This is a genomic window from Paenibacillus turicensis (assembly GCF_050461185.1).
Classification (GTDB): Bacteria; Bacillota; Bacilli; order Paenibacillales; family Paenibacillaceae; genus Fontibacillus; species Fontibacillus turicensis_A.
Map to the genome: position 1 here is coordinate 35,351 of NZ_JBCMOR010000019.1, position 12,483 is coordinate 47,833.

The 12,483-nt window shown below is 37.1% G+C and carries 10 protein-coding genes and 1 tRNA gene; 2 read left to right on the forward strand and 9 right to left on the reverse strand.

Annotated elements, in window-relative coordinates; genetic code table 11:
* Positions 1–59: 59 nt before the first annotated feature.
* Positions 60–764: a 23S rRNA pseudouridine(2604) synthase RluF gene (gene rluF, locus ABE099_RS19775; protein WP_430033203.1), complete on the reverse strand. Its 705-nt coding sequence runs from the start codon at positions 762–764 to the stop codon at positions 60–62.
* A complete protein-coding gene (locus ABE099_RS19780; protein ID WP_430033206.1) occupies positions 761–2,629 on the reverse strand; it encodes an ATP-binding protein in 1,869 nt (622 codons plus the stop codon). Before ABE099_RS19780 ends, rluF begins: the two co-directional genes overlap by 4 nt.
* Before the next feature lie 506 nt (positions 2,630–3,135).
* Here ABE099_RS19780 and tadA point away from each other — a divergent pair.
* Positions 3,136–3,645, forward strand: a complete 510-nt coding sequence (tadA, locus tag ABE099_RS19785) for a tRNA adenosine(34) deaminase TadA (protein ID WP_430033222.1) — start codon at positions 3,136–3,138, stop codon at positions 3,643–3,645.
* 122 nt (positions 3,646–3,767) lie between these two features.
* Here the strand turns inward: tadA and ABE099_RS19790 are convergent, their stop codons facing one another.
* From ABE099_RS19790 to guaB, 7 genes are all read right to left on the reverse strand, one after another.
* Positions 3,768–4,853 (reverse strand): hypothetical protein, encoded by a 1,086-nt coding sequence (locus tag ABE099_RS19790; RefSeq protein WP_430033209.1) that lies wholly within the window; start codon positions 4,851–4,853, stop codon positions 3,768–3,770.
* A 103-nt stretch (positions 4,854–4,956) separates the two neighbouring features.
* The gene (locus tag ABE099_RS19795; protein WP_425343027.1) at positions 4,957–5,784 is read right to left on the reverse strand and encodes a YitT family protein; all 828 of its coding nucleotides are present in this window, start codon (positions 5,782–5,784) and stop codon (positions 4,957–4,959) included.
* Between the two features lie 294 nt (positions 5,785–6,078).
* Entirely contained in the window at positions 6,079–6,231 is a 153-nt protein-coding gene (locus ABE099_RS19800; protein WP_210091195.1) for a small acid-soluble spore protein P, read from the reverse strand.
* A gap of 236 nt (positions 6,232–6,467) precedes the next feature.
* Positions 6,468–6,553 (reverse strand) — tRNA-Ser (locus tag ABE099_RS19805).
* A gap of 204 nt (positions 6,554–6,757) precedes the next feature.
* Positions 6,758–8,038: a serine--tRNA ligase gene (serS, locus tag ABE099_RS19810; RefSeq protein WP_430033211.1), complete on the reverse strand. Its 1,281-nt coding sequence runs from the start codon at positions 8,036–8,038 to the stop codon at positions 6,758–6,760.
* A gap of 179 nt (positions 8,039–8,217) precedes the next feature.
* Positions 8,218–9,651: a D-alanyl-D-alanine carboxypeptidase family protein gene (locus ABE099_RS19815; RefSeq protein ID WP_430033224.1), complete on the reverse strand. Its 1,434-nt coding sequence runs from the start codon at positions 9,649–9,651 to the stop codon at positions 8,218–8,220.
* A gap of 271 nt (positions 9,652–9,922) precedes the next feature.
* On the reverse strand, positions 9,923–11,380 hold the full coding sequence (guaB, locus tag ABE099_RS19820) for an IMP dehydrogenase (RefSeq protein WP_430033213.1): 1,458 nt from the start codon (positions 11,378–11,380) through the stop codon (positions 9,923–9,925).
* 362 nt (positions 11,381–11,742) lie between these two features.
* Between guaB and ABE099_RS19825 the strand changes: the two genes are divergently transcribed.
* On the forward strand, positions 11,743–12,375 hold the full coding sequence (locus ABE099_RS19825) for a class I SAM-dependent DNA methyltransferase (protein WP_430033215.1): 633 nt from the start codon (positions 11,743–11,745) through the stop codon (positions 12,373–12,375).
* Positions 12,376–12,483: the final 108 nt, after the last annotated feature.

Below are 12,483 nucleotides of genomic sequence, written 5' to 3' on the forward strand. Positions count from 1 at the left end.
GGGCATACCCCTTTATTAGGTAAAGTGACAAAGCTTTCTTTATTACTTATACTAGGAGTCTATTCCAATGAATAATCCAAGGCGTTGCCAAGCTCCGCCTTCTCCTGCGCGGTTAAGTCACGCCAAGCCCCAATTTTTAAATCTCCCAAATGGATGTTCATAATTCTAATCCGCTGTAGCTTACGTACATCATAACCCAATGCACTACACATCCTACGAATTTGGCGATTTTTCCCTTCTGTTAACACAAGTCTGAAGACACGATCTGTCATTCTTGTTATTTTACATGGCAATGTCATTTGGCCTAAAATTTTTACGCCTTCACTCATAGCACGAAGAAAATGGGGAGTAACCGGCTTGTCCACCGTAACGATATATTCCTTTTCATGCTTCCCTTCCGCCCTCAATATTTTATTCACAATGTCTCCATCACTAGTTAACAAAATAAGTCCCTCTGAATCCTTATCTAAGCGACCTATCGGAAAAATCCGCTCACTATGTCCGACAAAGTCTACAATATTGCCACGGATATGTCCTTCTGTTGTGCTTGTAATACCTACAGGCTTATTTAAGGCAATATAAACGTGTTGTGCTGGCTTTGCCGCCAAGGGCTGACCATTTACCCTCACATCATCTCCTGCCTCCGCCTGACTGCCTAAAACGGCAACCACGCCATTAATCGTCACCTTACCAGCATCGATGAGTTTATCAGCCTCACGTCTAGAACAATAACCTGTCTCACTTATAAATTTATTTATTCTCATGATGTCTTTTCTTCCTCCACTGTAGATTCACAATCTAATACCTTTGGTAAAGTTACCGTTACCGTTGTTCCCTTGCCAACCTCACTCGTAATATCCATTGTTCCTTTATGTGCCTCAATAATACGTTGAGATACCATCACACCAAGTCCTGTTCCTTTTTCCTTGTTTGTGTAAAATGGCTCGCCAATTTTTTGTAGGTTTTCTTTCGAAATCCCGATACCCTGATCACTTATTTGAATGATTGCATATTCATCCCCATCGCCGTCTAAGGACACTTCAATCATTCCCCCACTAGGCATAGCCTCCATGGCATTTTTAATCACATTTATAAATACCTGCTTTAATTGATTCTCTTCACAGTGTACCAGAACAGGGCAAGATGAGAAATGAACTTTGAATTCTATATTATGCAAGTGCGCCTCACTATCCAAAAAGGATAGAACATCACCAATAGAAAATCGTACATCTCTAACTTGAAAATGCACGGCCTGAGGCTTCGCCAAAATTAAAAACTCACTAACAATAAGATTGATTCGATCTAGTTCAGATAACATAATATCCGTATGAAGTTGGTTTATAGATTGGGTCTTCTGCTGAATTTGCAAAAAACCTCTTAATGTCGTTAATGGATTACGAATTTCGTGCGCGACGCCTGCAGCCAATTGTCCAACTGTTGTTAGCTTCTCAGATCTCCGTAATAGTTCCTCCATCCGAATATGCTCTGTCATATCCCGAGAGATATGAATAAATCCTGTAACATCGCCAACCTCATTATAGATTGGTGATTCACTAATGCTCACATTTACAGTACTGCCATCCTTCCGGAGACGAACGGTTTCTGATAATACTAAAGGCTTAGGCTCCCCACTTACAGCTGCTTCCTTCTGCCATGAATAACTCTCTGACTTCAATTCATCTGGAACAAGATCAAGATACGTACCTACCACCTCATCACTTTGCCAACCATACAGTGTTTCAAATGCTGAGTTTACTCGAATAATTTTACCCGTCGTATCCGTTAAATGGATCGCATCAGCAGTTTGACTAATGATAGATTCTAAGTACTCCTTAACAGCACGGTTTTCTTCATTTTTATTTTTTAACTCCATTGTATTTGTACCTAAACTGTAGGCCATAACATTAATACGATGGGCTAGCAATCCAAACTCATCTTTACTTTTCACTTGTAATCGTGTGTCGAAATCTCCGCATGCTAATTGGTTTACTTTAATTAAAATATTTTGGATTGGGCGAATAAGCCGTCCTGCTAAAATATAACTTGTAAAAATAACAGCCTGAAGCAATACAATAGAAATCCATATTTGACTATAAATTATCGTCGTAATTCTAGAGGATATGGAATTATAGTCTGAAATAATTTTAATAACAAACGGAGAAGATTGACTAGGATTAATTGGTACGTAACTAACAAGCACATGTTTATCGTTGATGTATGTATTTTTGAGGGTGCTTTTGCCTGTCTTCATGACCTGCTGACTAGAGGAATAATCCTCCTTTACATCTTTAAAGTTATATGTTCCAAACAAAATCTGAGGTGTCGTTTCCCACGAATAAGCTTTAATTACTGTAATCTCTAGTAGGTTTTTATCCGATTTAACAAGCTCATTAATAATATTAGTGGGACTAGCCTTCGTAAATAATCCGTCTATTACATCCTGACTGACCTTGTCCTTTGAATCATTCACTATGTATTCGTACACTGACCTACTTTGCTCAATGCTCACAGCAATTTGCTTAGCCATTAACATCAAATTTTCTTCACTTTCTTTATGTAAATCCTCTCGGGTTGAAAAATAATTAAATACGATATTAAGGGTGAGTATTGTTAAAGAAAATAAAGACATGACCAAAGACAATTTTGACTTTATAGACAATCCGATCCCCGCCTTTTAGGTAACCATCACTATTTTTGGTATATAATGTTGTATACTTTAATCATACCTGCAACAGCATGTTTTGCAAGAAATTGTTGCTAATTATATTCGATTTTTCTACAATAAAAAACAATATTACACACTAAACTATGTGCTTCTACAAATTTAAACAGAGTTATGCACAATTTTATCAACATATTAACAATATTTGTGCACAGTATGTGTATAATAGTGGGGATAAAAATTATATTTTCAATAGTTATGCACAACTTTACCCACAACATGTTAACAAACGAATATTTGTTCGTTGAATAAAGCAATATTTTCTACTAAAAAATACGAAGAGGAGCTTCACGATGGCTCAGCCAACAAAACCAACACAACCTACACAACTCATGAATTGTTTACCACATTCTCAAGAACGGGATTCACAAGCTAAACAATCTAATCCAGTCCCTATACAATCTAAACGTTCTATACAGCCAAAAATTCCAGAAGCCCCCACCTCTACATACCCAGATGAACATTGGATGAAAGAGGCGATTAAGGAAGCTAAGATCGCTGAGAGCAAAGGAGAGGTCCCTATCGGCGCTGTAGTCGTTTATGGGGATGAAATTATTGGACGTGGGCATAACCTGCGAGAAAGCGTATTAGATGGCACTGCACACGCTGAAATGATTGCGATTCGAGAGGCAAGTATCCATCTACAAGCATGGAGACTACTGCACTGTAGGTTATACGTCACCTTAGAGCCATGTCCCATGTGTGCTGGTGCGATTGTACAATCTCGAATCGATCATGTCATTTATGGAGCAACGGATCCCAAAGCCGGTTGTGCAGGTACACTGATGAACTTATTGCAGGAGCCTCGCTTTAATCATACTGCTCAAGTGACTAGTCACGTTTTGCAAACACAATGTGGTGAACTATTAACTAACTTTTTTAGAGATTTAAGAAATAAACGAAAACAGCAGCAAGGAAAATAGGCACAAGAAAATAAATAAGAAAATAGATAAGAAAATAGATAAGAAAAGTAAACAAAAGCTCTTGTAGATTTAATATCTACAAGAGCCTTTTGGTATTCATGTTCATGATTTAATTTTATGTTTTAGTAATTATAATTATAATTATTTCCGAACATTTCTTCTAATTCTTTAAGTGTGATTACATCTGTTGGTATGCCATATTCAAAGTCTACTTTTTCATTAATTTTGGTCATTTCACTTGTAGCCTTCGCATTAATTTGAACAGTTTGGTTATTTTTAAAATCACCAATTTCAACGTCAAAGTTTGCTTCTTGGTATGAAGGATAGTTTTTATCATCGATTGCTGTATTTAGAGACAATTTGTTGATTTTAACTGCATCCTTAATTTCCTTTAAGCCATTTTGAAGTTCAGCTTGGCTCATTTGAGATAAGTTAGATTTTGCATCTGCAATATCAGCTTCGCTTATATTAAGCATCGTGCGATATTCTTCTTTATTTACAATATCAAGCACTTTTGGGAAAGCCTTAGTAATCAAAATTTCAATCGCTTCATTCAAATTATCATTAGTAATGTTGAATTGTACTACTTGCTTTGCCTTAAAGCCATCTGGTAATGAAATTTCTGATTTATCTACATTTTTAAAATATTTAGCCTGATCATATTGATTCAAAATTTCATTAGAGATTTCAGCAGTCAACTTCTGAAACTTATCTGAATTTAGAATATCAAAGTTAACCCTTTCTCCACTTTGTTCCCCAATCTCTTTAAGATCAAATTTAATGAACTTACCAACAACAGTTTCAGGTAGCGGTAAAAATGGGATTTGAGGAACCTTCACATAAAATACATCCTTAGTAAAAATAAGGGGCATTTTATAGCTCATTTCAACATCATCGCTTTTTGCCTTAAATTCAATAACGGCTTCAGTTTGCATTGGTTCTTTTTGGACAACCTGTTTAATCGTAATTTCAGCATTTTTCAACATTGAAATTGTTTGTCCTAGCTGAGCTTGATTTGCCTCAGGTACATTTACCTTAAAATCAGTAATTTTTAGTTTATTTGTTACCATGTATGAGTTTAACTTCATAACCTCAACTGCGGTACTAGTCAACGCCTCTTTTGGTTCCTTTTTAGTGTTGCACCCCGTCACTACTAATGCTACCGCCAATAACATAATAAGCGGCAAAGTAATATACTTTTTAAACATCCTCTATATTCCCCCTCTTCTCATGAACATACCAATAATACCACAATTAAACATCTATTATTACACCAAATATGCAGAACAGAAACAAAAAGCGTATCAAATTTTAATGAATCGCTTTCTTCTTAAACCTTCCGCCCTTCACATCGTGAATATTTCCTACAGCTAAAAATGCACTTTCGTCTACTTCTGTTACAATTTCCTTTAGCTTTGCTTCCTCTAAACGAGTAATTACACAAAAGATAACCTTTTTAGGATCACCAGAAAATCCACCTTCACCAGATAAATAGGTGACGCCACGACCAAGTCGACTTAAAATGGCATCCCCAATCTCATCAATTTGATCACTAATAATCCATACTGATTTTGATTCATTTAACCCGTCCACAACGACATCAATCGTCTTATACGCAATATAATAGGCAAGTAATGAGAACATCGCGCTCTCCCAAGTAAACACAAACCCTGCCGTTAATAAAATAAAGAAGTTGAAAAACATAATAATCTCGCCCACTGAAAATGGGGTTTTTCTTGATATTAAGATTGCAATTATTTCGGTTCCATCTAACGATCCCCCAAAACGAATCACTAAGCCTGTGCCTAAACCTAAAAATACACCACCAAACACAAAAGCAAGCACAGTATTGTTAACAAAGGCAGGGACATCATGTAACAATGCCGTTCCTAGCGACATTACACTAATACCTAATAATGTTGAAATGGCAAATGTTTTACCGATCATCCTGTAGCCAACGATAAGAAAAGGGAGGTTAATAATAAATAGGAAAATACCGAGGGGCAATCCACTTAAATAAGAGGTCATGACAGAAATACCAGTAATTCCACCATCCGTAATCTGATTAGGTACGAGGAATAACTCTAATGCAACGGATACAATAAGAGCCCCTATCACGATAAAAGCCGACCTCAGCATCACATTTCCGATGGAGCGTTGCTTATGTTGTTTTATCGGCTGAGAGACCACTTCACTCGTAACAGGGATATCAGGGATTAAGGAGTTCATTAAGCATCACATTCCTTTCAGTATGGGTGTAATCTGTATCTCCACTTTGGACATCCTATTATATTGATATAATCATTATATTCATATATAAAAAATGACCATCTATCTTTATTATTACATGATTGTATACATATTGTCTTGTATTATTCAAATTTGGAAATAAAAAAATCTCAGCGGAGTGCTGAGATTTTTAAAGGTTATTAATTAACCTTGTGGATTATGATGATCAACATGATTACTGTTTTTAACCTTTTTGGAACCCGATAAAGGCTCTTGTCCTTGTTTATTATCATCTCGTTTGCGTTGGTGCTGATCAGGCGTGGTTCCTGGTGTTGTATAAGCTTTAGGCTTACTCATTTTTCTTCCTCCTTTAAGGTATTCATTAAGTTAGCATTAGAGCCCAACTAGATGCGCTACAGAATGCTTGAGTTCCTTAATAGGATGTGAGGGCAGGTATAAAATTATTCACTTTAACGTTTTAACCTAATAATGTAGATTACATTATGTATAGTGAGGAGGGAAATGTAATAAAGTTATACAAAAATAAAAAGAGATCGATTTGTTAAAATCGATCTCTTAGTTAGGCATTAGGACGGAGAGGGTGGGATTCGAACCCACGTGGGCTTGCACCCTAACGGTTTTCAAGACCGCCCCGTTATGACCGCTTCGGTACCTCTCCATAGTTATTAAGTTAGTTAGCTAATTGATCAGCCAACAAAATAGATAATATCATATATTTTTAAAACAAGCAAGTGTTTTTGCGAAAAATATTTTTTAATTATGATTTTGATACGACTTGAATGTGATTTGGATTGATTCCAACAAGTAATCATCACAAAATAATGTTGGAATCAATTCAACTCATTTATATCGAAAATAAAAATTACCGTTTAGTTATTTTATCAATATTGCCCATATACGGTCGCAACACTTCTGGAATCGTGACAGAACCATCCTCTTGCTGATAATTTTCTAAAATTGCAGCCACAGTTCTACCTACCGCCAGACCTGAACCATTTAAGGTATGCACGAATTCAGGCTTAGCTTTTAGATCTGGACGGAATCGAATATTGGCACGGCGTGCTTGGAAATCCTCTACATTAGAGCAAGAGGAAATTTCACGATACATATTGGACTCTGGCAACCAAACCTCAAGGTCATAGGTTTTAGCAGCCGTGAAGCCCAAATCACCTGTACACAACGCTAATACTCGATATGGCAATTCAAGTAATTGCAACACACGCTCTGCATTTTGAGTCATCAATTCCAACTCTTCATATGATTGCTCAGGATGCACAATTTTAATCATTTCTACTTTATTAAATTGATGCTGACGAATCAGCCCACGTGTATCACGACCTGCGGCACCAGCTTCAGAGCGGAAACAAGAGCTATATGCGACATAACGACGAGGCAATTCATCCACAGCTAAAATTTCCTCGCGGTGATAATTAGTCACCGGAACCTCTGCAGTTGGAATCAAATAATAATCATTATCTGTTAGCTTGAACAAGTCCTCCTCAAATTTAGGAAGTTGTCCAGTTCCATATAAGCTATCACGATTCACAATATAAGGTGGCAGCATTTCTTCATATCCATGCTCCTTACTATGTAAATCCATCATGAAGTTAATTAATGCCCGTTCTAAACGTGCGCCTAGCCCTTTATAAAAGGTAAATCTGGAGCCAGTTACCTTAGATCCTGCTTCAAAATCTAAAATTCCTAATTCAGTTGCAATATCCCAATGCGCCTTAGGTGTAAATTCAAAGCTTCTAGGCTCACTCCAACGACGTACTTCTACGTTTTCCTCTTCGGAATGACCTTTAGGCACACTTGAATGTGGAATGTTAGGAATCGCCATTGTCAAAGTTTCAATTTGTGCTTCAAGAACACGAACCTCATCATCTAACTTTTTAATTCGGTCACCAACCTGACGCATTTCTGCGATCAGATCATCCGCATTCTCTTTATTTTTTTTACATCTAGCAACTTCAGCAGAAACAGTATTACGACGGCTTTTTAATGCTTCACTTTCTTGTAATAACGCTCTACGCTTTTCATCAAGAGCGGGAAAATCTGAAATCAATTCTGCTGATTTGCCTCGGCTAGCAAGCGCTGCCTCAACCTTAGCATAATCATTACGTAACAATTTAACGTCCAACATAGGTAGTCCCTCCTAAAAATCATCCCAACAAGCCAGCCTAAAGGTGCTGCAAATTATGTGTAAACTAACACACCTTAACCCTCAAAGGGTCAAGGTGAGAGAATATATTTTTTTCTAACTAAATATTTTACAATATCACTAATAAACATACAAGAAAATATGTCACTAGCACTATTCCATTAGAATAAATTTTTGATGCCATTAAATAGATCTGAGAAAAACTCACCAATCGCTCTAAGCAATAGCGTAAACCAACCTGCTTTTTCTGCTTCCTGCGCGGTAATCAAATTTACTGTCTTTTCTAAAGGCTGATCCATTCCAGCATCTTTATAAGAATAAGTGACAGTCCCAACCACACTTCCCACCTTAAGTGGCGCTACAAGCGTCTCTGGGTCATTTAAAGTCACCTTTGTTTGCAATGAGCTTAAATCAGCACCCTTTGGCACAACAAACGTAACCGCCTCGTCTGAAACGATAGGAACAGTAGTTTCCTTTGCTCTTTTCACTGTTACTGATTCATTGCCAGCAACCGTCGCTTTTGGGGCAACAACCTGCTTCGCCTCGAAGTTATTGAAGCCATAATCAAGCACTTTTGCTGTCTCAACAAAACGGACATTTTCGGCCTTCATTGTTTTTGTACCTTTTGTACCCATTACAACGCTAATCAGACGCATGCCATTTCTTTTTGCTGTTCCAGTAAAGCTACCCCCTGCATTGGTAGTATGCCCTGTTTTGAGTCCATCCAAGCCTTCATAAGCAAATTGCTTAAAGTTTACTACATTTTTGTTCGCCTCTAGCATGTAGTTCCAGTTTACGATTGGCTTTTTATCACGTTCACGAAATTTGTAGCTTTGAATTTTTGTGAAGCGATCGAAGTCTGGATGATCCGTTACGATATATCTCGCCAAAGTCGCTGCATCTCTAGCAGACATCACGGTTTCTTTTTTATCCGCAGGCTGAAAATCAGCTGGCATATCACTAATATCTAATCCGCTTGAATTAGCAAAGTGTGTAGATGTCATTCCCATCCGTTTAGCTTCTTCATTCATCATCTTTACAAATGCCTGCTCTGAACCCGCGATATGCTCTGCTAAAGCTACTGTAGCATCATTTGCAGAGCCTACCGCCATTGCAATATACAATTCCTCTATTGTATGCTGATCTCCTTCAGCTAGGAAAATACGAGAACCTATCGTTTGTGCTGCATTTTTGCGGACGGTTACCTTTTCATCCCACTTATGCTCACCCTTTTTAACAAGGTCAGCAACGATATACTCCGTCATCATTTTCGTCATACTTGCTGGTGGCAACGCTTCGTCACCATTTACATTTAATAGAACTTGTCCAGAAGAAGCTTCTATTAAAATAGCAGCCTTCACTTTTAAATCTAGTGATTGTACTGAAGGGAGTGATGTTTTAGCCTTAACCTCAGTTTTTGGGGTTGCATCACTTGTTTTATTTTCATCGGTTTTTTGATTACTTTCATTTGTTGCAGTAGCTAACAACGTATTGCTTGCAGATGCCATTGGTGGAACAAGCGATAAACACAACATATTTACTAATAATATAGAAGATACACTTCTACGAATAATTTGTTTTTTAGATTTCTTCATTTTTTTATTATCATTTTGGTCATTTTGATTTAAATTAAATTTCACAGCCTTTTAAAGCCCCTCTCATGATCTCTCAAATTGTCTTGTAGTCTTGTTGCTCTATCTATTCTATCACAGCCTATAGCTCAAAAAAAGGCAGGCTAAACGAATCACGTCTAGACTACCTTTTTTAACTAATTAATAACAAAATTATTCTATTAGATTTAGCTATAATTGGATACTATCATGGTTATTACTAAATGAATAATAAATGTTACTTTTTAATGTTGTTTTAAACGGAATAGTTAGGTGCTTCCTTCGTAATTTGCACATCATGTGGATGGCTTTCACGAAGACCTGCCCCTGTAATCTTAATAAATTGAGTATCATTACGAAGCTCATCTAAATTTTTAGTTCCACAATACCCCATACCTGAGCGAAGACCACCTAATAGCTGGTGAATCGTGTCAGATAAAGGACCCTTATAGGCTACTCTACCTTCGATGCCTTCAGGAACAAGCTTTTTATCATCATCTTGGAAATAACGATCCTTACTACCCATCTTCATCGCACCAAGTGATCCCATTCCTCTATATACTTTATAACGACGTCCTTGGTAAATTTCAGATTCACCAGGGCTCTCTTCTGTACCTGCAAACAAGCTACCAAGCATCACTGCATGTGCACCCGCTGCGATTGCTTTCGTAATTTCACCAGAATACTTAATCCCGCCATCAGCAATAATTGGAATTCCGTATTCACGTGCAACTGTTGCACAATCATAAACTGCAGTTACTTGAGGAACACCAATCCCTGCAATAACACGTGTTGTACAGATCGAACCTGGTCCAATACCTACCTTAACTACAGAAGCACCTGCTTCAATGAGCGCTCTAGTCGCTTCACCTGTAGCTACATTCCCTGCAATAATAGTTAGATCAGGGTGACGTCTACGCAATTCAGCAACAGCTTCAATAATGTTAATATGATGACCATGTGCGGAGTCTACAGCAATAACATCTACACCTGCTTTGACTAGTGCATCTGTACGCTCAAATGTATCTTTAGAAATACCAACAGCTGCTCCAACTAATAAACGGCCTTGTGCATCCTTAGCGGCGTTCGGGAATTGAATTGCTTTCTCGATATCTTTAATTGTAATAAGTCCTTTAAGTACATTATTTTCATCTACTAAAGGAAGCTTCTCAATTTTATGCTTTTGTAAAATTCCTTCAGCTTGCTCTAATGTTGTTCCAACAGGAGCAGTCACGAGGTTATCATGCGTCATGACACTGCTGATTTTAATGTTATAATCATGTACAAAACGCAAATCGCGGTTCGTCAAAATTCCAACTAGCTTGTTATCAGCATCAACGATAGGTACTCCTGAGATTCTATACTTACCCATAACCTGCTCTGCATCAGAAACTAGATGTTCTGCTGTAAGTGAAAATGGATTAGTAATAACACCACTCTCAGAGCGCTTCACGCGATCTACCTCTTCCGCCTGCTGCTCAATCGTCATGTTTTTATGGATAATGCCAATACCACCCTCACGAGCAATCGCAATCGCCAAAACAGCCTCAGTTACGGTGTCCATACCAGCACTAATTAGAGGAATATTCAACTTAACCTTATCACTTAATCTTGTACCAAGATTTACTTCCTTTGGTAAAACCTCAGAACCTCTTGGAACTAATAATACATCATCAAATGTTAAGCCTTCTTTTTCAAATTTTTTACTCCACACTGTTAAAATTCCTCCTTAAAATATTGGATTACACCATTCTTACATCTATTGCTAAACACCAGTTTGCCTTTTAAAATCAGGCATCTTCGGCACTCACGAAAATATATTAATGTTCATCTTAGCAAAGGGGATATAGGCTGTCAAGGACAAGTATACGCTTTTTAACACCATACTTTCTGGGGAAAACGGTTGTCTTTACAGGGCGTACATATGTAAATAAATGTATAAATAACTTTAAAAATTTAGACATATTTATATAAAGTTAGTTAGATGAGATATATATTATTGATAAATAAAACAAATATTATTTATAATTACTACTACTATTTAAGTTATTTTAGAGAAACATGGAGAAATTAAAAATGAGCAGGAGTACAAACAACATTGATTCCAGTAATAAACAATCAAAAGAAAGGAATCTCGCACATTTTGATAAACAGGCTAGTCGCTGGCATCAGCAAATTCCAAAGGAAACCTATAATTGCATTGACAAACTTATTCACCAATTCAATATTAACCAACAACATTCTATTTTAGATATTGCCGCTGGAACAGGTGTATGGCTTCAACGATTACATGAGCTAGAAATCTATCCCAATAAGTACGTAGCTTTAGATATATCCAATCAAATGTTAAATCAACTAAAAACAATATTTCCAGACATTGAAACGCACTGCTTAGATATTGAGGAAGAGATCAGCCTAGATGAGAAATTTGAATGGGTCAATGTTTTTAATGGCACACCTCATATTAAGAACATGGATATGTTATTTCAAAATGCCACAAAGCATTTAAATAAAGGAGGTAAGCTACTTATTGCTCATGCAAGAACAAGAGATGGTTTAAATGAGCATCATAAGTCTATTGGTTTTATACCACCCTTTGAACCTATTCCAAGTGAGGAACACTTGCGCATGTTGTCGGCTAAATATGGGTTAATAAATGTAATAATTAAAGATGAACCCTTCTTTTATTATTGTGCGGAGAAAGCCTAACTTACATACTTACTTAATTCATTTAAATACAAAGGGGCAAAAGGAAATACAAAAAGAGCCGTTACTTAGTAACGGCTCTTTTCTCTTGCTTGGCGGCGTCCTACTCTC